21 protein-coding genes are annotated in these 24,333 nt (G+C 32.4%); 4 read left to right on the top strand and 17 right to left on the bottom strand.

The genetic code is table 11. The features are described 5' to 3' along the window. Positions 1 to 21: 21 nt before the first annotated feature. The 14 genes from ABDH49_02175 to ABDH49_02110 form a co-directional block, all read right to left on the bottom strand. On the bottom strand, positions 22 to 1,038 hold the full coding sequence (locus ABDH49_02175; GenBank protein MEN3045786.1) for a prenyltransferase: 1,017 nt from the start codon (positions 1,036 to 1,038) through the stop codon (positions 22 to 24). Continuing rightward, on the bottom strand, positions 1,019 to 3,319 hold the full coding sequence (locus tag ABDH49_02170; GenBank protein MEN3045785.1) for a hypothetical protein: 2,301 nt from the start codon (positions 3,317 to 3,319) through the stop codon (positions 1,019 to 1,021). The genes ABDH49_02175 and ABDH49_02170 overlap by 20 nt, the downstream gene beginning before the upstream one ends. 26 nt (positions 3,320 to 3,345) lie before the next feature. Beyond that, positions 3,346 to 4,344, bottom strand: a complete 999-nt coding sequence (locus ABDH49_02165) for an RluA family pseudouridine synthase (GenBank protein ID MEN3045784.1) — start codon at positions 4,342 to 4,344, stop codon at positions 3,346 to 3,348. Beyond that, a complete protein-coding gene (gene rph, locus ABDH49_02160; GenBank protein MEN3045783.1) occupies positions 4,325 to 5,053 on the bottom strand; it encodes a ribonuclease PH in 729 nt (242 codons plus the stop codon). The genes ABDH49_02165 and rph overlap by 20 nt, the downstream gene beginning before the upstream one ends. Next, the gene (locus ABDH49_02155; GenBank protein MEN3045782.1) at positions 5,043 to 5,312 is read right to left on the bottom strand and encodes a hypothetical protein; all 270 of its coding nucleotides are present in this window, start codon (positions 5,310 to 5,312) and stop codon (positions 5,043 to 5,045) included. Before ABDH49_02155 ends, rph begins: the two co-directional genes overlap by 11 nt. Before the next feature lie 24 nt (positions 5,313 to 5,336). Beyond that, positions 5,337 to 6,074 carry a 4-hydroxy-tetrahydrodipicolinate reductase gene (gene dapB / locus ABDH49_02150; GenBank protein MEN3045781.1) on the bottom strand — a complete coding sequence of 246 codons (738 nt, stop codon included), beginning with the start codon at positions 6,072 to 6,074 and terminating at the stop codon, positions 5,337 to 5,339. Continuing rightward, a complete protein-coding gene (locus ABDH49_02145; GenBank protein MEN3045780.1) occupies positions 6,071 to 7,156 on the bottom strand; it encodes a M42 family metallopeptidase in 1,086 nt (361 codons plus the stop codon). Before ABDH49_02145 ends, dapB begins: the two co-directional genes overlap by 4 nt. A 16-nt stretch (positions 7,157 to 7,172) precedes the next feature. Then, the gene (locus ABDH49_02140; GenBank protein MEN3045779.1) at positions 7,173 to 8,315 is read right to left on the bottom strand and encodes a hypothetical protein; all 1,143 of its coding nucleotides are present in this window, start codon (positions 8,313 to 8,315) and stop codon (positions 7,173 to 7,175) included. A 73-nt stretch (positions 8,316 to 8,388) separates the two neighbouring features. Continuing rightward, positions 8,389 to 10,128: a glycogen-binding domain-containing protein gene (locus tag ABDH49_02135; GenBank protein MEN3045778.1), complete on the bottom strand. Its 1,740-nt coding sequence runs from the start codon at positions 10,126 to 10,128 to the stop codon at positions 8,389 to 8,391. 4 nt (positions 10,129 to 10,132) lie between these two features. Beyond that, the gene (locus tag ABDH49_02130; protein ID MEN3045777.1) at positions 10,133 to 13,225 is read right to left on the bottom strand and encodes a T9SS type A sorting domain-containing protein; all 3,093 of its coding nucleotides are present in this window, start codon (positions 13,223 to 13,225) and stop codon (positions 10,133 to 10,135) included. Further along, positions 13,216 to 14,544, bottom strand: coding sequence for a hypothetical protein (locus ABDH49_02125; GenBank protein ID MEN3045776.1), 1,329 nt, complete (start codon positions 14,542 to 14,544; stop codon positions 13,216 to 13,218). The genes ABDH49_02130 and ABDH49_02125 overlap by 10 nt, the downstream gene beginning before the upstream one ends. Further along, positions 14,541 to 15,248, bottom strand: coding sequence for a hypothetical protein (locus ABDH49_02120; GenBank protein ID MEN3045775.1), 708 nt, complete (start codon positions 15,246 to 15,248; stop codon positions 14,541 to 14,543). Before ABDH49_02120 ends, ABDH49_02125 begins: the two co-directional genes overlap by 4 nt. Then, entirely contained in the window at positions 15,245 to 16,219 is a 975-nt protein-coding gene (locus tag ABDH49_02115; GenBank protein MEN3045774.1) for a hypothetical protein, read from the bottom strand. Before ABDH49_02115 ends, ABDH49_02120 begins: the two co-directional genes overlap by 4 nt. Next, positions 16,220 to 17,428, bottom strand: coding sequence for an extracellular solute-binding protein (locus tag ABDH49_02110; GenBank protein MEN3045773.1), 1,209 nt, complete (start codon positions 17,426 to 17,428; stop codon positions 16,220 to 16,222). 38 nt (positions 17,429 to 17,466) lie between these two features. Between ABDH49_02110 and ABDH49_02105 the strand changes: the two genes are divergently transcribed. From ABDH49_02105 to ABDH49_02090, 4 genes are read left to right on the top strand one after another with little or no spacing between them, the layout of a single operon-like run. After that, complete coding sequence (locus ABDH49_02105; GenBank protein MEN3045772.1) at positions 17,467 to 18,777, top strand: nucleotide sugar dehydrogenase; 1,311 nt, start codon at positions 17,467 to 17,469, stop codon at positions 18,775 to 18,777. A gap of 30 nt (positions 18,778 to 18,807) precedes the next feature. Continuing rightward, complete coding sequence (locus tag ABDH49_02100) at positions 18,808 to 20,793, top strand: hypothetical protein (protein ID MEN3045771.1); 1,986 nt, start codon at positions 18,808 to 18,810, stop codon at positions 20,791 to 20,793. Then, entirely contained in the window at positions 20,790 to 21,680 is an 891-nt protein-coding gene (locus tag ABDH49_02095) for a sugar ABC transporter permease (GenBank protein ID MEN3045770.1), read from the top strand. The genes ABDH49_02100 and ABDH49_02095 overlap by 4 nt, the downstream gene beginning before the upstream one ends. Further along, complete coding sequence (locus ABDH49_02090) at positions 21,677 to 22,471, top strand: carbohydrate ABC transporter permease (protein MEN3045769.1); 795 nt, start codon at positions 21,677 to 21,679, stop codon at positions 22,469 to 22,471. The genes ABDH49_02095 and ABDH49_02090 overlap by 4 nt, the downstream gene beginning before the upstream one ends. 2 nt (positions 22,472 to 22,473) lie before the next feature. Here ABDH49_02090 and ABDH49_02085 read toward each other — a convergent pair whose 3' ends face one another. Genes ABDH49_02085 through ABDH49_02075 form a run of 3 tightly spaced genes read right to left on the bottom strand, consistent with a single transcriptional unit; the run spans position 22,474 to position 24,330 of the window. Further along, positions 22,474 to 23,472, bottom strand: coding sequence for a S1C family serine protease (locus ABDH49_02085; GenBank protein ID MEN3045768.1), 999 nt, complete (start codon positions 23,470 to 23,472; stop codon positions 22,474 to 22,476). After that, positions 23,469 to 23,858, bottom strand: a complete 390-nt coding sequence (locus ABDH49_02080; GenBank protein ID MEN3045767.1) for a zf-HC2 domain-containing protein — start codon at positions 23,856 to 23,858, stop codon at positions 23,469 to 23,471. The genes ABDH49_02085 and ABDH49_02080 overlap by 4 nt, the downstream gene beginning before the upstream one ends. Further along, on the bottom strand, positions 23,848 to 24,330 hold the full coding sequence (locus ABDH49_02075; GenBank protein MEN3045766.1) for an RNA polymerase sigma factor: 483 nt from the start codon (positions 24,328 to 24,330) through the stop codon (positions 23,848 to 23,850). Before ABDH49_02075 ends, ABDH49_02080 begins: the two co-directional genes overlap by 11 nt. Between the last annotated feature and the right edge of the window lie 3 nt (positions 24,331 to 24,333).

The following is a 24,333-nucleotide window of genomic DNA, read 5'->3' as shown; positions in this document are numbered from 1 at the left end:
AAGATACTTTTCACTTTATTATTAATTTAGAATTTTAAAAGCAGTTTCAATTAAAAGACCTAAAACAAAGAGATACCCAAACTTTTTGTTATGGTCAAAGGCAAAGGCAACGTACCAAAGAGGCCAAGCTTCCTCAGGATACACTGAAGGTCTTTCCTTGGGTTTTTCCATTATATAAACTCTTAAAAATCTCTTAAAAAACCAAATTAATCCAAGTAAAGTTATAAGCATTGTAAAATTAAAGGCTCTAACTATAACTAAATAGATCACTAAAATGTACTGAAGTGAAACAATTATTATGTTTATAAATCTTGCTTTTTCTTTTCCAAGAATGACTGGAAATGTTTTTATACCCTTAGACTTATCATCTTCGTATTTATCAATATGTTTCCCCATTATTACACTTGTTGCCCCAAGACTATATATAAAACTGATTAAAATAACACTGATTGAAATTTCATCTGTTATAACATAATATCCACCACCTATCATAAGAGGACCCCAAACAATTAAAACACTCAACTCCCCTAATCCTATATATTTTAGTGGATAAGTATAAAATAAAATGAAAAAAGATCCGATGAGCACTAAAATAAGAGCGTAGAGGCCTTTTAAATAAATAAAATAAATGGCAACTAGTAAAGCTAAAATTCCAGTCAGATAAACATACTTAAGAAATTCCCTTTCAGTTAGTAAATTATGTTCTAAAGCATGGGGACCATACCTTGCCCTAAAATAATTATCCTTATCAACCCCCTTTTTATAATCAGTATAATCATTCAACATATTATTAAGTGCATGAACTAGTAAAAGTCCAAGAGATAAAATAATCCAATCAAAAAGCTTAAACTTATTATTTAAGAACGCTAAGATAGCGATTATAAAACAGGGAATCAGTGTAATAACTAAAACTGCTGCCCTCGAGAGAATTAACCACTTTGAGAAGAAATCTAACCTCTTAAACTCCTCCTTATCTATTCTTGGGATAATTCTCAGTGCCTTGATCCAAAAAGAGAACCTATTCGAGAGGGATGTCAAGGAATTTTGGATACTCCTTATTTAAAACTTTGTAAACTTCTTTTAATGTTTCTCTAAAAGAATAATCAAAGAAATTACCAGGAACTTCCTGATCTTTACCATACCACCAGAACCAATCAGACCCTTCTGCTATATATATTATTCTCATAACTTTTTCCCTTTTTTCACTATCAAGATCTTTTAGAATTTTTTCTACATCCTTTCTAACATAGGCAAGATATTCCCAAGCCTTATTCTCTTCAGGCTCCCCAATCCATGTTGCGAAATTAGCACCAATCCAAGAACCAGGAAAGAGATACTCAAGAGTATTTTTCGGTTTCATTTTCTCAATATATTCACTTATAGTCATTGTTTTTATAAATTTTGCCTCTGTTAATGACTGGTATAAATTTCTTATGAATTCTTTTCCATCGTGTGGATAATGTTCCCAAGCATTTTCACCATCTAATATCACGGCTACTACAGGAGGATTATCCTTATCTCCCCAATAACGGTAAATATTTGCAAGCTCTAAAATAAATCTATTTGCTGCCTCAACAGGATCCATATTTTGATATACAAAGCCTATTGCATCTGACAGTCGAGTATCCCTAAAAACTACATAAACGCTGTCGTTTTTATTTTTAACCTTATAAACTTTGTATTTTTCTTCAAAAGTAAGAAAGTTCTTTTTAAGACTTTTCATTAATACCTTTTCATCTGTTGCGATCCATTTTATTCCAGCAGAAGAAAATAGAGGAACAATTTCATGAGCAACAGATCCCTCGGCTGGCCACATACCATTAGGCTTTTTACCAAAAATATGTTCATACATTTTTACGGCCTCTTCTATGTGCCACTTTGCATCCTCTGGATATGAAAACTCTACGTTAGGAAGAGGTACATCAGATAATCCAGGCTTTGCCAGCTTTATGTCATAAATAAGAGGCAGTATTGGGTGATAAAAAGGTGTAGTTGAAATCTCTATCTGCCCCCTCTCCATTAGTTTTTTATGAACAGGTATTATAGAATTTACTATTTTTTTGTGAACTTCAATTATTTTTTTTACGTCTTCCTCTTTAAAGTTCCTGTCCTTTGCTAATATGTCTTTTACTGTTACTTTTTCCCCGCTCTCAAGTGTAACTTCCTTTTCTCTAAAATCAGGGTCAAGCCATGCAAGATTAAAATAGGTTTTTAAATCTATTAGATCTTGATCATCAAATTTTAATTTTTTTAGCTTTTTATCAAGTAACTCAGAGTATCTCGGGAAATTTCTTATAACTTTATCCCAATTAGCATCAAAGAATCTTTCAATTAAATAATTTTTCTCCTCATCTGTCATTTCCTTTACAGGCTTTAATGAATATCGCATAGCTTTGTCTTGTGTTCCCTTCATTAAATCAAGAATCATTTCTAAAAGAGAGGGAGTCAAGTTTATAGTTAAATGGATATCTGGATAATCTTCAAGAATTTTTGCCATATCATAATAATCTTTTGTTCCATGTAATCTGACCCAAGGTGAAAGATAATCGCCCCTTTCATCTTTTGGATATCTTGGTTGATGCTGATGCCACAAAATTAAAAGAATAAGTGGAAATCCCCTATATTCTATTTCTTTTGCAATTAATCTATCTTTTGGAATAAACTCAATTTCCTCTGACTTTTTAATTATTTTTTTGTCGTGAGTTAATATAAAGACAGAGTTGAAACCTCCAAACCCATCGTCTACTTTTGCAGGATTATAGGGATCCTCTTTCCACTTATGATCATCTATAACGAATTTATACTCATATCTACCGGGTGGAAGAGGTATGATTATTTCAAAGAGCCCTCCTTCTTTTTTCTCCATCACATTTGCATTTTTGTCCCAGTTATTAAATGTTCCTGCAAGACAAACTTTTTTAGCCTGGATATCAAAAAATCTAAACTTTACACCCTTTTCTGTTAACTCTAGCGATTCAATATAATAAGGTTCAGTGATAATTTTAAAATCTTCTGTTAGTATGAAGGCTGAGTTAAAACCTCCAAAACCATCGTCTACTTTCCACTTATTATCAGGATCTTCCTTCCATAGGTTGCCGTTTATTACAAATTTATAGGCGTAAAATCCGGGTTTTAAATAGAGTTCGATCCTAAATTTTCCATCTGGTGTTCTCTCCATAGGATGTGTGTAGGGATTCCAGTTATTAAAAGTTCCTGCAATGTTTACCCTTTCAGCTTCGGGAAAATAAACTTCGAAAATTACCTCTTTATTTTTTCCTAAATAAACAGCTGAAAAAAGCAAAAAAATTAAGTTCTTCATCAAAAATAATTTTAAAATATTTTCTTTCAGTTCTCAAATTTTTTTAGGTATTCAAGTCCCCTTTTAAATTCTTCGGGGTAATCAGCTTCAACTTCGATGTATTTACCAGTAATTGGATGAGTAAAAGAGATCTTATAGGCATGTAATGCTTGAGAAGAAAAGATTGTAAGAAGATTTTTAACCTCCTCTTTTTTATCTGATCCTGTAATGTTTAATATTTTTCTTGCCTCTCTTCCGCTATAGAGCGGATCGCCTACTACTGGGTGGCCCATATATTCCATATGAACTCTTATTTGATGGGTTCTACCTGTTAAAAGGTTTATTTTTAAAAGTGAGCAAATTTTATTAAATTCTTTTAATACCTCATATATTGTTATAGCTGGTTTAGAATTTTCATAAGTAACCTTTCTTTTTAGTCTATTAACTGGGTCTCTTCCAATTGGAGCGTCTATTTCAAAACTTTTCTGAGGCATTATTCCCCAAACAAGGGCCCTATATTCTCTTTTTATTTCTCTTCTTTCCATCATAATGCCTAGCTTTGTTAAAGTTTCTTTGTCTTTTGCTACTACCATACAACCACTTGTATCTTTGTCAAGGCGGTGAATTATACCGGCTCTTATGTTTTCTTCATCTTCATCATCTTGTAAAGGGAGTTCACCGTATCTAAATATGAGTCCATGGACAATTGTACCAGAATGGTGTCCTTTTGCTGGATGCACAACAATTCCCTTTGGTTTATTGATTATAGCTAGGTATTCATCTTCATAAATTATCTCAAAGGGGACTTCTTCAGGAACCAGTTCTTTTTTTGGTTCTTCTTTTATTCTTATCAATATATGTTCACCTTCCTTTACCCTATAACTTGGTTTTTTTACTATTTTCCCGTTAATCTCAACAAGTCCCTCTTCTATAGCCCTTTTAATTTTTTCTCGCGAAATTCCGCATCCGCTTTGATAAAGGTAAAGATCAAGTCTTTTCCCCTTTGATTTTATATTTACTATTCTTTCAAAAATCCTCTCTTGCATATGGATGTTTTTTTAGAAAATCTCTTTGGATCTTAAAGATTTCTGCTGTCTTTTCTTTTGCCTTTTCGATCATTAGATTTAAAAATTCAAGATCTATACCCCTTTTCTCGCTTGTGCCTTGTACCTCTACTATTTTTCCTGATTCGGTAAAGAATATATTAAGATCAAATTCGCATAAGCTATCTTCCTCGTATGAAAGATCAAGGTAAATTTCGCCTCCGATTTTTCCAGCGGTTATGCCACAGACAAGTTCAAAGTCAGGGAATTCTCCTATTAAGTTATTTTTCTTCATAAAGTTAAGGGCTTGGTAGATTGCACATGAGGCTCCTGTTATAGCAAGGGCTCTGGTGCTACCATCAGCTTGTAAAACTTCTACATCACACAAAAGAGTATATTCGCCCATTTTTCTTCTATCAACCCCGCCTCTTAAAACTCTTGAAATTATTCTTGATAACTCTATAGCTCTTTTGTCTTGTATTCTTACATTTATAGGTTTTCTATCGTCGACTGCTCTTGGATGCATCCAATAGTAAGCTTTTATCCATCCTTCTCCTGTTCCTTTTAGAAACTGTGGAACTTTTTTTTCTATACTTACTGTAATTAATATCTTTGTGTTTCCTGCCTCAACATAAACACTCCCCTCTGCGTTAATTTCTCCTTTTTTTAAAATAATTTTTCTTATTTCTTCCCTTTTTTCTCTATCCCTCACCACCCTTATAAATTTCCCTTTTTAATCTTTTAATTTCTTCCTCAAGTTCTCTTATCTTTTCTCTAAGTTTTTCTTTTTCCCCAAGCCTACCTAAAAAGTACATTCTATAAAGGATTCCGAGGGTAATTAAAAGGAAAATTATGTTAAAAAATGTTACATATCTTATATCAATTGGTTCAATAATTTCTAACCATAAAAGTAAATCATAGAGAAAATTGATAAGAGAGAGAATAAATAAAACAAAGGCCCATACAATCATTTTTTAACCCTTTAAAAAGTTAGGCTAAAGAATTTCCTTAAAGGTGTAAAAACCGTTTTTAAAATTCAATATTTTTCTAGCAACCATTAATGCACCTCTTGCAAAGACTTTTCTTGAGTAAACTTTATGAGTAAGCTCGATTACCTCGTCTCCTTTTGAAAGATAGACTCTATGTTCACCAGGGATGTTTCCTATTCTAAAGCCACAAATTAAAACTTCACCCCTTTTCTTTAATCCCCTTCTTTCATAAACTGGAAAAGCACTATTATTCACATTTTCCTTCCACTCATTAAAAAGATACAAAGCTGTTCCACTCGGTGCGTCCTTTTTGCCTGTATGATGTATTTCCATTATTTCAATTTCATATTCTTTTAAAAATTCGCTAAACTTTCTGAAAAAACCAGCTATTAGATGAATACCTAAAGACATGTTTGGTGAATAAAAAACAGGAACTTTTAAGGAAAGCTCTCTAAATTTTTCAAAGTGTTTTTCCTCAAGAGCAGTTGTACCAACTACATATGGTTTTGGTGTTTCCAAGAGTCTTAAGGTATTTTGATAAGTAGCCTCAGGATCAGTAAATTCTAAAAAAACATCAACTTTATCATAAACGTTTCTTAAATCACTCTCATATTTTATCCCCTTGTACTCGCCAGTGATACCCTCTTTTTCTATCAATGCACCAATTTTTATGCCTTCTTCCTCAGCAACCTCAATTATAGCTTTTCCCATTCTACCGTTAGCACCTATAATTCCTATTATCATAGATATGTAGAGAATTCTTTTACTTTTTCAGAGTCTATATTCATAACAAAGGAAACTGAGAGTTTTAAGGCGTTATCAAAGTCATCTCTGTGCATTAGAGCGTGAAAACCATGAATATACCTTGTTGGAACACCTATAATTGCAGATGGAACACCTTCTTTAAAAAGATGAACTCTCCCTGTATCGTACCCTCCCATAGGGACAGCCACAATATGATATTTAATGTTTTCTTTCTGGGCTAAATTCCTTAAGAAATTTATTAACTTTCTATTCCCAATCATTGTATAATCAAGAACAACAATTGAGCAACCGTTTCCCATTTTAGCCTCACTTTTTTCCTTAGCTGCTGGTGTATCCTCGGAGATTGAAACATCAAGTGCAATACCTACATCTGGCTCCACTAACCACGAGGATGTGCCAGCACCTCTAAGGCCTACTTCTTCCTGTACTGAGAAAACACCATAAACTGTCCCATTAAATTCTTTATCCTTTATTTCTTCAAAAATTCTTATTAAAAGGGCAGCTCCGTATCTATTATCAAAGGCTTTGGCAGAGTAGATTTTCTCGTTTGCTAAAATTTTGAACTCTGAATAGGGTGCTATTGGATCACCAATTTCAATTTCTAGTTTTTCTTTTGGATTAAACTGAGTATCCACACCAAAATCTATCCATAAATCATCTAACTCAGGAAGTTTTGAAGCTTCCTCTTTCTTTCTAAGAAGGTGTGGTGGGGTTGACCCTACGATTCCGAAGTACTTTTTGCCACTTTTTGTTTTTACGACAACCATTTGGTCTATTAAGACTCCACTCCACCAGCCGCCAAGAGGTAAAAATTTTACATAACCCTCTTGTGTAAATCCCTTGACCATTAATCCAATTTCATCCATATGAGCTATAAACATTATCCTTGGTCTATCGCTTTTCCCCCTTTTTACTGCTACTATTGAACCTAACTTATCCGTTTTAATCTCGTCTACTATGTCTTTTATATAGGTTAATATCACTGAACTTATTTCATCTTCAAAACCAGGTGGCCCAAAGGCCTCTGTTAAATCTTTTAGAATTTTTTCAGTATGATCCATTTTTAACTCTCCTTTTTTATTGAGTTTGTGAAGTTTCCTCTTTTGTCTCCTTTTTTTCTTCAACTTCAGGCATATAACTTTCTGGCTCCTCTTCCTCCTTTAAAAGATCTATCTCATCTTTCTTTTTATAAAGAGCTATAAAAATAAAATTGTTACCCGAAAAAAACATACTAGCAAAATAGGATAAAACCATAAAAATTAGGGCATATCCAAAGATTCCCAAAAACCATCCAAGGATATCTCCCCATAATCCTAAGGAACCTGGATCTTCTGGGATATGAAGCAGAGCGGTTACCCCTAATAGTTCAAAATAAGGGTATAAGTCAGTAAGGAATCCGTAATATGGCAAGAGAGAATTTGCTTTTTCAATTATGGATGGAAAAAGTGGATAAGCCTTTGAGAGGACAGTTACAGCGATTGAAACTGCCTTTGAAACAAAAAATGTAAATATAGAGCCTGCAACAAACACGACACCTAAAAGGAGAAGTTCATACAAAAAAAGCCTCCATGGTTCTTCGTTAATTGTTGAAAAAATTTCAAAGAGTGTATCGAATGTATCATTACCTGTTGTTCCTACAATTGAGGCAGAGATAAAAAGGGAAACAATTAAAGATAAAATGATGTATACTAAAAATAAACAGGTAAAAAAGGCAGGTACTGAAAATAAAATAAAAATTAATGTTCCTATAAGGGGTATTCGAGATATTAAACCCCATATAAATCCCACTAATAAAATCGATATGATTAAAATAAGTATTAGAATAGGGGTTAAAAAGGAGGCTTTTCCTTTTGTAATTGAGAATTTCAAAGCTTCTTTAATTTCGTAAAATTCATCACCCTTTAGCTGTTCAAAATGAATTTTTGAAACAGCTGTTCCAAATATGAAAAAAATTATTAAAAAAATAAATAATCCTAAAAGATGAAAAATTTGTCCTTGAGTTGATAAAGGTTCAAAAAATATAATTGGTAAAAGTTTATAAGTGTCCCATATAGTTTTGAGATTCCAACCACTTAAAAGCAGTGCAAAATAAGAGAAAATTGAATAAAATGTTGAACCAAGAACAAGACCCATAAAGAAGACCCACATCTTTTTGACCGAAAGTCCAAATCTTGCGGCTCTAAATACATCTTTAAAGTTATAGTGGAGCTTTACCGGCATAAATGAATCCTATGATTTACAGGAGGAATTGAACCTAAGACTAATTTTAAATAAGACTATTTTTAATTTTCAATTAAAAACGATATTCAATCCCTACTGTTAAAAGTACAAGTTCTGATAAGATTTTCTCAGATTCTAAACTTACTCTACTATATCGTAGATGAGAATTTTTCATCAATTCTAGATTTGAGCCCTTTTCAATAAGAAAAATTCTCCTTGCCCATTCATCATCATCAAGTGTAAAGGGATCAAGACCATAGGAAATAAAAAAGAAATTCTTTTCTTGTATCATTCTTCTTAGTTCAAAATAAGGAGCAATAAAAGAATTTCTAATTCTTAAATGAGGTGCATCAAGGGCTATAAATCTCAAATCCGAGTATAACTCATAATTTCTTAAAAATTTTTTAGTTAATTTAATAATTAATTCAGTAGCTATAGGGGAATAAAAAAATCCAGAGGTTGAAAATCTTGCTGCTATAGAAATAGGCACTAAAAGAGGTTTAACTTCAAAAATTATTGATAAAAGTTCTTTAAAACCTAACGAAAAAGTTTCAAAATACATAAGTTGACTCATCCTGTGAAAATAAAAAAGATTACTAAAGGGCGCCTCTTTTTTAACATCAAAATAATAGTGTTTTAAATTAAAGTTAATATATTCACTTTTTAAAAAGAAACTTGAAATAAAAAGACCACCTCTATAGTTTCCGGAAAATTTTTTGAAATCATTTATATCGTATTCAAGGGAAAGGCCACTTTTAAATCGAGATGAATAAATAAAAGAGCCATAAAATCTAAGAAAGTCAGTTAATTTTAAAGAGTGCTTAAAAGGTTCACCGCTTGATTTTTCATCCGCCTTCCAAAAGAGCTCTCCCCTACCTGAAGCAAAGTTCAATTCAAAACTCCCTATTTTTTTGTTTAAATCTATACTAACAAAATTTTCATCTTTATAGGAATTGAAAAGAACAAGTTTGTTATCAAGAGTAAGAGAATCCGGAGAGGCACTACCGTAAACTCTATCAAATCCTTTGCTTTTAAAATAATTTAAAGCTGAGATTTTAAAAAAACGAAACCTTGAAAAAATTAGGTCTCTTCCCTCTTTCCATCCATTTGAATAGAGAAAATCTAAATCAAAAGTTTTTGACTTATAATTCAAAATAAAGCCCTCTTCTTCTCTTCCGAAATCTTTGTGAAACTCTCCAATATTTCCTATTAGGTCAAAAGGTTCAATTGAAGATAAAACAAATTTGTTATAAAAACCCCTTAAACTTAAATTTCCCTCTCTAAGACTAAATTCAGCTCTTTCAAAAAAAATTGGTATGGAACCGTCACTTTGAATGTTTCTATTTTGATATCTTAGTCTTAACCATAACATTGAGTTATAGGGTAAAAAACCTTTTATGTCTAACTTTGAATCACCTATAGTAAGGATTTTTCTTAAAGTATCCTCAAATCTTAAATAAAATCTTATATCACCAGAAAAATTGACACTTCTATTCCAGTCAGTGTTTGATAATGTAAGGGGAATTATTTTTTCACCCTTTTCTGTAACTTCAATTAAGGAGTTCCCAAATACTCCGACTTTAAGGGGATTTTCTGGATCATTTACCCAATTCCCATCAACTATAAACTTATACTCATATCTACCTGGCTCAAGATCTACCTCAATTTCCCAAAAATCACCCTTTTTTTCCATTTTTAAGGCACCTTTTTCCCAGTTAGTGAAATCTCCAGCTAAAAGGACGATCCTTGCGTCAGGAGCCTTTATCCTAAACTTAACTGGATAAAAAATTAAAATTAAAATGAAAAGTTTCATAAATCTAATTTGTTAATTTTATGATTTTAAAGATTTGAACTTTATTCCTTTCTTTTTCCTCTTCAACTTTAATGAAGTAAATGCCTGATTTTATCTCAGGAACCCTATTTTTTTTGTTAATAAGCCTTTTTTCAAAAATCTTTCTTCCAGCAATATCGTATATTTTTAGCTTTAAATCCTTTTCGTAAAGGTTAAGAAAATATGTAGGGTTTAAGGTATTTACAAAAAATTTGCTTTCTCTTTCTTCGGATTTTTCTTCTATAGTTAATACACTCATAAGGAGAAACTCTTCTGGTTCAATTTTTGAATTTAATATTCTCCAGCGAGGAACTTGCCACTCAAGGGAGCCATTATCAAAGGTCTTGTAGGTACCTACTGCAAGATAGATCGAGTCTGGATCTTGTCCTAAAAGGTTCCTTAAATAAATGACCCCTTCCATTGTTCCTGTGTCAGAGGGGGATGCTTCACATCTAAAATTAGCATTGTTATTTATTATATTTTCAAGAGAGTCAAAGAATGATACAAAGTTATTATCGTTTTCATCAGCCAGAAAATAGTTATAAAAACCTACACTATCTCTTTTAGCCCATGGAGATCTAACTAATTTTTTATGGGGGTTAAAGCTTATAAAAATAAAGTGATCGTTATTAAATCTATCAGCGGAGTTTCCCGCAGCCTCTGTTGCTATATAGAGTCTACCAGAGTCTCTATCATAAAGTCCCCAAAGGTGCATCTGAGGATTTTCAGCAAGTAAAGGAACTCCAGGATCAAGCTTACCATCCATCACAAAGTTAAATTTGCCTACAATGAAACTGTCGTTCCTGTTTAACCAGGAAATGTTTTGAAGAGAATCTCTCGCATAAATTGTATAGATTATCTTAGTTCCACTAGGGTGAGGTGAAATAGTACCCCTATAAGTGTTAGATGATTCTTTTTTCATTAACGTTCTAAAGATGTTAATCCAGTTGTTATTTGTCCAGTATAAAACAACTGAGTCCACCTTAGAGGGGTCAGTTGCCTCAATTTTTACTGTTACAGAATCAGAAGAGGAGATGTTGTAAAGTGGGTATCTTCTGAGATTAAAAAGTAAGGGTCCTTCAAGATCTCCAGGTCCGCTAAAGGGTAGGTCTGGGGTTTTCTTTCCAGCATATAGGTATATACTAAAGTTTCCAGATCTATTTCCTATTTCAACTTTTTCTCCCGCAAAAACCTTTGATATTAAATTAAACTTTAGTCCTATCCCTGATTCCCAAAGGATGAAAACACCTCTCCCTGATTTTCTGTTTCTAAAACCTCCATACATCCAACCGTTTGGAGAAATACCACTTTCAAAATTTAAGTTATAATAACTAAAAATTAAGTTATAAAGATCAGGTGAAAAAACTGCTTTAGACCATATTATATACGGAGAGTTATAAGTTAATTTAATAAAATTTTGTCCCTTTTTAAAATAGTATGTTTTTAAAACTCCCTGAGTTTCAAAAGAAATAAAGGCATTTTCCGCGTCAGAGTAAAAGCTGTAAATATTGTAGAGATTGTTTTCAAAGAAGGCATCTTCACCAAATCCAGAGTGATTATAGTCAGAGTAATCACCTTCTACATGCCAATAGGTAAAAAAGTTACCGATGTAGACTGAACCTGAAGAATCGCAAAGAAATACCATTTTTCCCCCTATTCTTTCAAAAACTGCAAGAAACACATCAGTGCCTATCACGTATTCCATGAATCCATCGCCATCTATATCTATTGAGTCTTTAAATACGTTTCTTGGAGAAAAGAGCCAATTTGAAGCGTAGGCAAAAATGTTTGCTTTACCTGTATGGTTCCATAAATTTTTTCCCCAAAAAACAAGCTCTCCTCCCGGTCCTGAATGCCAAGCTGTTTCATATAAAAGCGAATTAAGAGTTAAAAATCCAAGAAGTTTTAATTTGCTATCTTGTGTATTTTTTAGATTGTTCCATGAAAAAAGCCATAAGTCTTCGTAATCTCCTCTTACTCCGTTTGAATTTACATCAGGAGCATCGTGATCAGTTCCATAGGCTTTAACTATCTTAAAATGGTTGTACCAGTTGTCGTAATTTCCTCCTGTCCACTCGTGAAGCTCATGATATGCAGAGTAATTAATATAAATAGTTGGGGGATCGTTATAGGGATCTGAGTCATAGATTCTATCAACGCCCCACCATTTTGCAGCTTCAGCAACATGAATAGGTTGCATCCATCCTTGGTTTCTTGCTGAGGCAAGCCATGCAATGTTGGCATCATAGGAGTTTGAAGGTGCTCCAGCGTATCCAAAATCCCAACCTGCAACTCCTGCAGCCTTTTCCCAATCATCAGCGTAGAGACAGATCTGCTCTTGATCCCATGAATTTGCAAGATCCTGAAAGTGAGAGTAAAGGGGTGTGTTTGGAATATAGTTCCAAACCCAGAAGTCTCTTGCATGCTTTTGTATAAAGATGACAAAAACTCGATGCCCGTCTTCTATCATTTGATGTACCTTGTGGCTGTTATGGCAAGGAGTGCCATCAGGAAAAGTATGAGGATACCATTCATGGACATTATCATCAATTAAAATACAGGGTGAAACATGTCTTCCCCAGGAATCTTTTTTTCCATAAATTGAGTCAAGCAGTGCAACAAGAGAATAGGGCATTAAATTTTTACTTTTAAAGACTCTCTCAGGAATCCATATAACCGTAGGATGATCTGGCCATCCCTCACCTTTTATAAGTGAATCGTCCTGTATTTTCTTTATATTAAAACCAAACTTATTTATTTCTCTTGCAGCGTAGGGTAATATGTTTTGTCCGTAAACACTTCCAACAATATCAACAAGGTCGCTTCTTAGGCGATTTAAAAGTCCCCTATCGTTTAAAAAGAATGCGTAAGAGCTTGTTAAAGTTCCGGAAATATGGATATCAACAGGAATGTTATAGTAAAAGTGGGAGTCAAGAACCCGATGGTATGAATTTCCGTTATAGTTTGGATCCCAAGGTCTTAGTGCGTATTGACCGTTGTCTCCGAAGTGTTGGTTGCCATGGTGAACAAAGGCAACCTTTGCTGTCCCGCTAAATAAAAGTAAAAGCACTAAAACCATATTTTAACCCTTAGTCTTATTATATCATAAATTCTTTGAAATTGAGAGTCTGAAAAATCGATGTCATTAACAAGGTCTGAGTCTGTTGCATAACCTTCACCGTACTCTAAATAAATTTCTCTGCCGTGGAGCACATAGCCAAGCTGTAAAAAGGCACTTTCCCATGTTTCAAACCTATTTTTCCCCTGCGCCGCTCTAAAGTAAAAAAAGAAATTTCTCGGCAAGTTTATTTTTCCCTCTATGCCCAAAAGAACTCTTTCACCTATTGAATAAGGACTATTGTAAACTCCTATATCCTTAATTTTAACCTGTAATTTCAAAAGATAATTTGTTTCTTCTTTTTTTAGTTCAAAAAATAGATTTCTCCAAGTTTCCCTTATTTCGTCTACAATTTCGTAAAAGGATTTAAAGGAATAGCCATTTATAAATTCTATATAAATTTCACTTTGTGAGAATAAAAAGTTAAAGGGTTTTTCGTAATACTTACCGAAGAGGTTTCTTGTTCTGTAAAAATCAAACTTTTCAGTTATAGTTATAGATTTATATGGAAAAAAGAAGTTTATTTCACCTTTTAGTCCCCTTTTTCCCCATTCTTTTCCTATGTTTGAGAATCTATTTGAGAAGGGAGTTCTGAAGCTGTCGTCAATAGCATAGTAAGATAAAACAAATCTAAATGGTCCTAAGTATATGTTTGATAGTTCAGAGGCAATTGCGTTTCCCTTTAGGATGTTTGAGTATTCAAGGGTTAAAAATCCCTGGAGAATACCAAATCTTAGAAAGATTTCGTATAATTCGTAGATTTTATTTTCGTGAAAATTTCTCTTATTTGCATAAATTATTTGGGTTTCTCCAAATTTTCTTAATTTAAAAGATGAGATATTTATATCTGAAATTTCGGTTCTTTTTGATTTTGAAAAAAGGTGGCTTATTTCAAAATTTTTTAACAGTTTTAAATTGAGCCTTGCTCCCTCAGATTTTGCGCCAAAATCGTCGTCCCTGATTCTTTCCGGTGAAATTACAAATAAAAGTGGACTTTCAAAAAAATGTCTATCTTCACGTGCGAAAAAAACAAGGAAAAAGGGTTTATAGAATTCAACATGTCCCTGTAAGTACAAAAGTTTACTTCTTTGGAAAGTATTTTCCATCCAGTAAGAAAGATAAGTATTCATAATTTCACTGCTTCTGAAAAACTTAAGTTCAAGATGAGCCCTATAAAAATTTAATTCCCAGTTTACAGGCTTAGATAATCTTTCAAATTTACTTTCGTTTTCAAAATAAAAATTAAGGGTATAGAAAGAGAAAATAATTAAGCTGATCATTTTCTAAGTTCAAAGGTTGCGCCTGTTGATATTCCAAGATAAGAATTATTTTCGAAAGAAATTACGAAGGCTTTATCTTCAAAGCAAAGAGCGACCCCCATGTTTGTAAAGTTTTCCGCAAAAGATAAAAATATAGAAATTGGTCTTAAAAAGAGATAAAATCCAGTTTTATAAATTTCATTTTCCTTTGAAATAAAAATGTTAAATTTTTCAACTGGTGAGTAATTTAAACAAAGATGATAATTTTTTGAATCAAAGGAGTTTAATATGTGTTTAACGTTTAGGGATAATAATAAGCTTTTTTTAACAAAGGAACTTCCTAAGTCGAAATCAAAGGATGTCTTTTTCTTGATAGATGAGTTAAGTAAAAGGTAATTCGATGAGATAGAGAAAGAAACACTTTTAATTTTCTTTATAAAAACAAGTGATAGCTCAGTTTCCGAATAATTTTTCAGATTTTTTTGAAAAATAGAAAAAGATATTATTCTTTTAAAAGCTGAGGAAAGGTGAACCTCATTCCATTCTTTTATACCGTAAGGGTTTCTGTAATCAAAATAAAAAAGAATATTTTTATCGAAAAAAGCTATAAGGGAAGGATAAAATGGGGTTGATGAAAAAAAGTTCAAATCCGCCGAACCAGTCAGTCTCAAAAAAGAAGAGGGCTTAAAGTTAAACAAAGCAAAGTAAATTAATATACTTATCATCTTAGAACTTTTATAACTTTCTTTTCTTTTAATTTTCCTCTAATATCGAGAAGGAGAATGTATAACCCCTGATTCTCAATTTTAAAGATGAATTCTTTAAGTTCTTCACCCACAATAGGACCCTCATAAATTTTTTTATAAAGTCTTCCATTTTCATTTATAAGAGCTAAACTAACGTATGAGGTTTCTGATAATTTTACTTGAGCTTTTACACTGTTACCTTCAAAGATAATTTCTTTATCGACACTAAATTCCTTTAAGAATATTTTTTCAAAACTTTTCTCTTCTATCTCTGCGTGTTCCAAGGGTTTAACTCCCGAGTCTGGTTTTGAATCAAGATCTTTATCTAGATAGATTTTCAAAATTCTTCTTACATGATCAGGAGGTATGCCGTCAACATCTTCATTGTCTGGCAGCACATCTCCAGCTCCGAAGTGGTCACCACCTGCTATAAGAGCCGCTATGATAACGTTTGCGTTTTGCTTAAAACTTCCTCCAAAAAGAATATTAAAGGGAATTCTTGCTTCTAAGATACTATTTACACCTGATTTTCCATTATTGAAAATTTCTATACTCGAGGTTAAGTCACTTGTTGATCCATTTATACTTATTTTTCTGAATCCCCCCTTTGAGAAGTCTGCGTCCCAGAGAGCTATCATGAAGTTGGCGCTAAAACCAACAAGTTTTATATTTCTTGGATAAAAGTTAAGATTATCAAGATCCTGGAGCCCCTCCTCTCCGGTACCAAAGATAATTAAGAGTGCGTTATTTTGAACAATATATTCAATTCCTAAATATATATTATTTTTATCCCAGGTTATATAAAGGTCTTTAAGTTCGTTTTGCGCCCCCCAATAACTGTCACGGGGTTTATCAGAGTAAACTCTTTCATAATCATAAAAATCACTTAAATTTCCGTCAATTTGTACTTGATGATAAGTAAGACTAAAAAGTATAAAAATAAGTAACATTCAGTTTTCTTCTAATAGTTTTTTGATTCGATTTTGTAAATTGTTCTGTACCTCTTCGATTTCTTTTTCACCCTTTATAAAGGGATACACCTCCTGTATGTATATTCTTTCTACTTCAGGATATTCTGCGATAGGTGCCCTTGGTTTGGTGCTTTCTATGGCCCTTATTAAAGTTTCCATAATCTTATTTTCTCTTAGATTTATTTTATTGACCACTTTTTTATTGACGGGAATTTGTCCTAAGGTGTTGGACCATTTGAGTTGGGCTTCTTCAGATATAATGTATTTAAGGAATTTCATAGCCTTTTCTTTATTTTTTGAGTTTTTAAAGATGACCATTTGGGTTCCGCCAAGAGCGGTAAATGAACCAGCTTTTCCCTTGGGAATCAATGCTATTCCAAAGGGAAAGTTTATATCCTTAAGACTTTTTATTTTCCAAGGACCAGAAAAAATCATGGCATATTTTTCATTTATAAAGCCCATATCTGGATTAACAGCCCCTTCAAGAAAGGCACCGCCTTCAACCTTATGTTTTAAATAAATGTCCCTTTTAAAAAGCAGTGCCTCTTTAAAAGATTCCTCAGTAAAAAGGGGATTACCCTGCTCATCAAAGACTTCTGAGCCAAAGGTGTAAAAAAATGGCAGGTCCCACCATAATGTATTTCTCATTCCAAATCCATATATTTGCTTTTTATGATCAGTTAATTTTTTTGCGTATTCGAGAAATTCATCCCAAGTGGATGGAGGTTTTAGACTGTCAAGTCCCTTTTCAGCAAATAGTTTTTTGTTATAAAAAAGTAAGATACATGTAATTTGATCAGGGATTCCGTAGAGTTTTCCCTTATAAAAAGAGGATTTTAGAGGAGCTTCGTATAGATCTCTTAAGACGTCTCTAAAGTAATTGGTATCAAGTTCAGCAAGTATACCCTTTTTAGCAAGGAGATAAACTTGAGCTATATCAAGTCTTGAAATATCAGGGTTCTGTCCGGCTATGACTGATGTTAGAATTTTTTCGAGCATTCCTTCAAAGGGAACTCTTTGAACATTAATCTTTATATTTTCATTTTTTTCAAATTCTTTAACTATTTCACTAAATACTTTGAATTCTTCGTCGTTATAGGAGACCCAAATTGTAAGTCCCTCTTTTGAATACCCCTTACATGAAATCCAGAAGATAACAAAGGTCACAAACCCGAAAAACTTTCTCATAATTTTATTATAAATTAAGGTTTTTTTATAATAAAAGCATGGTTAGAGAAATATTGAAAAAAATTAAAAATAGAGAGTTAAAAATTGGTGTAATAGGGCTTGGTTATGTTGGTCTTCCGCTAAGTGAACTTTTTCTCAAAAAGGGCTTTGAAGTTTTTGGATATGATGTTTCAGAAGAAAAAATTGCAAATTTTCAAAAAGGTCAATTTGATATAGAAGATATAGATCCGGATTTTCTAAGTGAAAAAATAGATTCAAAAGAGTTTATTGTAAGTAGTAATGAGAAAATAATAGGTGAAATGGAGGCAATCTTCATATGTGTACCGACACCTGTTACAAAAGAAAGGGTTCCAGATCTTTCCTACGTAATTTCTGCCGCTCATTCAATTAAGCGAAATATGAAGGAAGGTCAAATTATTGTCTTAAAATCAACAACTTTTCCAGAAACCACCGAAAAAATTTTGCTGCCAATTTTTGAAGATAAAAATTTTAGAGTTGGGAAAAACTTTTATCTTGGCTTTGTCCCAGAGAGGGTAAATCCAGGTGATAAGATATTTACAATTGATAAGATTCCGGTGGTTACAAGTGGGGTTACAAAAAACTGTTTGAAGCTTATAAATGCTTTATACAGTGAAATTGTTCCATCAATATTTCCTGTTTCTTCTCCTAAAGTAGCGGAGATGTGTAAGATTTATGAGAATATATTTAGGAATGTTAATATAGCTCTATCAAATCAGGTGGCGATCTTGTGTGATAGGATGGGGATTGATATATGGGAGGTAATAGAGGCGGCAAAGACTAAGCCCTTTGGTTTTATGGCCTTTTATCCAGGACCAGGGGTAGGAGGTCACTGTATACCTGTTGATCCCTACTATCTTTCTTTTAAGGCAAAGGAGTACGATATGGAACTTGATTTTATAACACTTGCTGCTAAGGTAAACGATGAAATGCCCTACTATGTAGTTGATAGAATTATAAGAATTTTAAATAAGGAGAGAATTTTGCCTCTTGATTCAGAGATACTTGTTTTAGGTGTTGCCTTTAAAAAGGACATAAAAGATATAAGACATTCTCCTGCAATTAAAATTATTTCTATTTTGGCCAATTTAGTAAAAAGGGTTGAATATATTGATCCCTATGTTCCTGAAGTTAAAGAGTTAAATAAAAGGAGTTTGAAGTATAAAAGTGATATTTTTAAGTCATTTGATCTTGTTGTTATATTAACAGATCATTCTGATTTTCCCTATGAAGAGATATACAAAAGTTCAAAACTAATATTTGATACAAGGGGGGTTTATAAAATTAAAAGTAAAAAAATTTATAAGTTAGGAGAAGGAAAGATAATTTAATCTAACTTTATAATTTAAAAGGGGGTAAAAATGAAAGTGTGGATTTTTTTCATTGTTGTTCATCCTATAACCGTAGATGGAAATCCAAGCGACTGGGTGGGGACACCTCCTACTTTGGTTCATGATTTTACATTTTCTGGAGGTGAATTTATATATAAAGGCGATATAAACGATTTTAGAACAGATTTAGGTAACACCTTGTATCTTGATATAACAGAATTTAGATTAACATGCGATAATTCTTGGATTTACTTTTTAATAAAATTTCAAGATGTCGGACCTAATGACAGAGATTTGATACATGTTGAAATATCGCTCGGTAATCCAAATGATGCAACTTATTACCAATGGATAGGTGATGATGCTCAGCTTGGTCTTACGCGTAGAGCTTTGGCTGATAGAATTATAGCTTTACATTCAACCTCTCCTTCAAATTTCAATATAGAGATGTGGGATGGGGGAGTGTGGTATGCACCACCTACACCTGGCTATCTTGCTGTTGTTAGTGATGTTCATAATTGTGTGGAAGCAAGGATATCTCTCAGTGATATTGCTGATGGATCTTTAAGATTACCTTCAGTAGTAAGGATCTCGGTTGTAAGTTTTAAAAATAATGTTGGTTGGAATAATGATATTGATGCAACTAGTGATATAGGTGGCATTGGTATAAATGACGGGATTGATGTTATGGGAGGTAGAAAGGGAAAATCAGAAAACGCTTGGTTTAGGGATTTAAGTGATAATGTAGTAAACAGTTTCTTTGATATTCTTTTAAAGGCGAATGGTGATGCCCGTGAATTTAAAAGGGTAGTAGATGGATCTCCCTCAGATTGGGTAGGTTCTCTTCCTTTACAAATACATGGTGTTGTATATTCAAAGAGAGAGTGGATCTATAGAGGTGATATAGGTGATATGCGAACGGATCCTGAGGTTCCCGATGACTCAGTTTTTGACATAAGGGAGTTAAGATTAACAGCTGATAGTGTGAATCTCTATATACTTGCAAAGTTTCATAAAATGGATTTTCAAGAGACACAAATAGCCCTTTCTATTGATAAAGATCAAAACTATAATGATGATCTCTTAGTAATAAACGGTGATGATACAGAGACACAACTTTCTGAGAATATTCAGTACTCGGAGAGGGAGGTTCTTTTAACGGCTGATTCAGTAAATCATGTTGAAATTTTCCTATTTGCTGATAATGGTTCTATGTGGTATAATCCAATTTCACCGTATAAAATTTCTATTGATCCTACAAATAAAACTTTAGAAGTAAGGATTTTACTTTCTGACTTAGGTTTACATCCTAAGGATACAATAATTTTGTCAGGGGCAAGTTATGATGCAGCTGTTCAGGGTATTGGAAATAGTCCCAATGGTAGTGATAATCCGGGAACACCAGGAATTGAAGAGGGAGATATGAGTGTGGACTATCCAGTTTGTGATGCCTTAGATGTAATAGGTGGTCAAGTAGGAGTTTCGCAAAATTCTTGGAAGAGAGATTTACAAGATGGAGATTTAGACTTTTATTATATTGTTTATTTAGAGAATATTTTGCAAACACTTGGTGTTTTTGAGGAGTTCGTTCTTTTAGAAAATAGAGAGGAAGGGATTCTGATAAAATATAGTATTGAGACAAACTCTGAGGTAGAAATTTTTAAAAAGCAAAAAGGAGGTGAATACTTTAAGATTTTTAGCTCGAAACAAAAAAGTGGAGTGTATTTAGATATGGAAGTTATTCCTTCCATGGTATACGTTTATTTATTAAAATCGGGTGAGAAAGTTTTTGGTCCCTACGAAATTACTTATCAGAGGGGATATGAAAGATCTTTAAAGGTCTATAATTTTGATCATCTGCTTTTACCTGAGATGAAAAGTTTAGTTGTATTTGATGTGGGAGGTAGAGAAAAGTTTATATCTGGTAAAGGAGTAGTAAGTCTCTATGATTATAAAAGTGGTATTTATTTTATAAGGGATGGGAGTAAAACATATAAGGTTTTGAAGGTGAGGTGAAAAAATTTTTTCCCCTTCTGCTTGTTTTTCCATTTCTCTTTGTCTTTTTGATTTTTCTTTTTTTCCCTCTAATTTTTTCACTTTATCTGAGTTTTTTTAAAATTGAGGACTTTTATAATCTTTTTGGTTCTATAAGGTTTGTTGGTTTTGGAAATTTTGTTAATTTAATTAAAAATCCTGAGGTTTTATGGGCGATTGTTGCAAGCTTTATTTATGGAATTTTCTATGTTCCAATACTTTTAACTATTTCACTTTTTCTCGCCACTTTACTTTCTCCTCCCTTACTTAAGCTAAAGAAGTTGTTTAGAACTATATATTTTTTTCCATTTTTATTAGATACTTTTGTTGTTGGTGTTGTTTTAACTTTAATTTTGGCTTTTCCCTACGGGTACATTTATAATTTACTTTCTCTTTTAAAGATTAGTGATTTTTTTAAAAGGGGATTTTTATCTGATCCCTATCTTGTTTTTTTGACTGTTTCGATTTCTATGGCTATTAAGAATTCTGGTTTTGGAATGCTATTATTTCTCGCTGGTATGCAGGCTATCCCGGGGTCTCTGTATGAAGCTGCAAGGATTGATGGAGCTAGTTCCTTTGAAATTTTTAGATATATTACTTTTCCCTTAATAAAGCCTATCTGCTATTTTGTTGGTTTTTTTGGTTTTATTAGTGCCTTTTCTTCTTTTTCTGAGTTTTATTCTATGACAGGTGGTGGGCCTCAGATAAAACTTTTAGGTTACAGCTTAAGCGAGACAAACGTTTCGGGTCTTATTCTTTATAGACTAGCTTCTCAGCTTAGACTCACAGAGGCAGCAGCTTTTTCACTTATTCTTTTTGCTATATTTTTATTTATATATTTTTCTACCAAGGGTTTTAAGGGAGAATGAAAAGGTACATATTACTTTTATTTTTTTCGCTCCTTTATATTTTTCCCTTTTATTTTATGCTTCTTGTGGCTTTAAGACCTGAAGTTTTTGCTCTTAGTATGAATCTTTTACCCTCAGATTTAACTTTTGAGAATTTTCTTAGAATCTTTAAGTATCATGATTTTGGAAGATATTTTATAAACAGTTTAATAGTTGCCTTTTCTGGAGCTTTAGTTTCAACTTTTTTAGCGTTTTTATGTGCTTATTCTTTTGCGAAGGAAGATTTTTTGTTTAAGGGATTTTTATATAACCTATTTATTTCTACACTTTTAGTTCCTGGTATTCTTTTTATGATTCCTCAATTTTTAATTGTTGTATATTTAAGATGGCTTGATACTTTTTTTGGGCTTGTTGTGCCTCATCTTGCTAATGTTTTTGGTTTTGTTTTTTTAACGGAGTATATAAAGAAAATTCCTGATGATTTAATTTATGCTGCTATAATTGATGGGGCCTCTAAAATGAGAATTATATTTAATATTATTTTACCTCTTTCTATGCCTATGCTTCTTACAATCTTTCTTTTAAACTTTCAGTTTCATTGGAATAACTTCTTGTGGCAACTTCTTGTAACAACAAAAAGTAACATGTTTACAATTCCTGTTGGTCTTAACAGTTTAACTTCTATGTATCAAGAGTATTTTGGAGCAAAAATGGCAGGGGCCTCCCTATCTATAATACCTATTGTAGTGCTTTTTTTAATTTTTCAGAAATATTTTATTCAAGGTATAATAAGAGGCGGCCTTAAGTTTTGAACTTATTCTATAATCCAGATTTTAAGTAAATCTCTTATTCTCTTTTCACGCTTTAATTTAAACTTCTTTTCTTTTTTACCCACTTTTACAATAATACTTTTTATTTTACCGTCTCTTTTGATTTCCATTTTTACTTCAGAGTTAGAGGGTGTGCTTTTTACATCATTAATAAAATCTTTTACGTTCCAATATTTCTTTTCGTTATAGCTAACTATTATATCATCCTCTTTAAGGCCAGCCTTCTCTGCTGGAGAATCTCGGAGTACTTTGTTTATTTTTATCCCTTCGCCTTCTTTAAAGTCTACTAAAATTCCAAGAAAGCCCTCATAAACTTTGCCCCTTTCTTTTATTAAATTTACTCTTTTTTTGATGTAATCGTAGGTATAGCCAATTGAGATATGAGGTAAACTAAACTGGTAGTAAAAAAGTGGTAATTTTTCTTTCAATTTTTCTTTTTCTATTTTTTCTATTAATTCAAAATCTATCTTAGCGCCCCTTAGGATTCCAATTATTTTTCCTTCGTGATTTACTATTGGTGCACCAGAAAAGGAGGGAGATATTTTTGTTTCTATGAGGATTTTTCCGTTATTTTCCTCATATATGGGGAGAATTAAGAAACTTCCTTTTCCTTTTAAAGAGAAGGCCAATGCAATCTTTGGTAAATTTTTGTCAAATTCTGCGAATTCAGGAATTTTTAATTCTCTAGTTGTTTTTATTACTGCTATTCTTGTAAATTCGTCCCATCCCTCAATCTCTCCCCTGTATTTGTTGCCGTCTTTATCAAAAAATATAATGCTTTCGTCTTCTTCTACATAGGGTAATATTGTGATAATTCTTTCTTTATCTAAGGTAAATCCGGTTATCCATAAATTTTTAAACTTTAATTCAAAAAGTGAAGGGTTAATTTTTTTGTATATTTCCTGAATTTCTTCTTCTATTTTTTTTAAAATCTGAGAGTTAAGTGAATTTATAATGATTAAAAAAATAAAAATTTTTTTCAAGGGATTACCTCCTCCCCATAGGATACTTCGTATATCATATCGGTGTAGTATATTTTTACAGGGTCAAATTTCATTTGGCTTTCTTCTTCTTTTTTAAACGCGTTTTTTTCAGGGGGTTTATTTTGGAAAAGAAGGCTTATTATTATGATTATAATTAGTGAAAGTAAGAGTGCGGGCTTTAAATACTTTAACTTTTTTCGCTCTTTTTTTAAGGGAAATTTTTCTTTTAAAGAAGGGGATAATAGTTTTATTGTAAGAAGATCTTCATAAATTTTTTTACAGCTCGTACATGTTTTTATATGATTTTCAATATAAATTTTTTCTTTATCATCTATATACCCATCTATGTAAAGAGAGATTTTTTCAAAAAGTTCTTTACAGTACATTTTTGAGCCTTTCCCTTAAGTATAGCCTTGCCCGTGATATCCTTGATTTCACTGTTCCCATAGGTACATTTAACATCTTTGATATTTCCTCATAAGAATAAAGGTGAATATCTCTTAAAATAAGAGCTTCTTTTAAAATTTTTGGCATATTTTCTATTTCTTCTTCTAGTTTTGATCTTATTATATGCATTTTTATTGGATCTATGTTAACGTACAGTGAGTGACTTTCCTCATCTAAGGGTATTTCTTTTTCTTTTTTTCTTTTTCTTAAATAGTCTATGCTTTTATTTTTCGCGACTTTATATAAGAAAGCCTTTACGTTATTAACGTTTTCCATATTTTCGTAGAATTTTACAAAGGTTTCATCTACTATATCTTCCGAAGCCTCTCTATCGTTAACTATACTTTTGACGTATCTGATCAGTTTTTCTTTCATCTTAAAATATATTTCGTTAAACTTCTTTTCCTTCATATT

Source organism: Candidatus Hydrothermales bacterium, from assembly GCA_039630235.1.
Taxonomy (GTDB): domain Bacteria; phylum Hydrothermota; class Hydrothermia; order Hydrothermales; family JAJRUZ01; genus JBCNVI01.
Note: the sequence above shows the minus strand (reverse complement) of the source record. Positions and strands in the feature narration are given on the sequence as shown.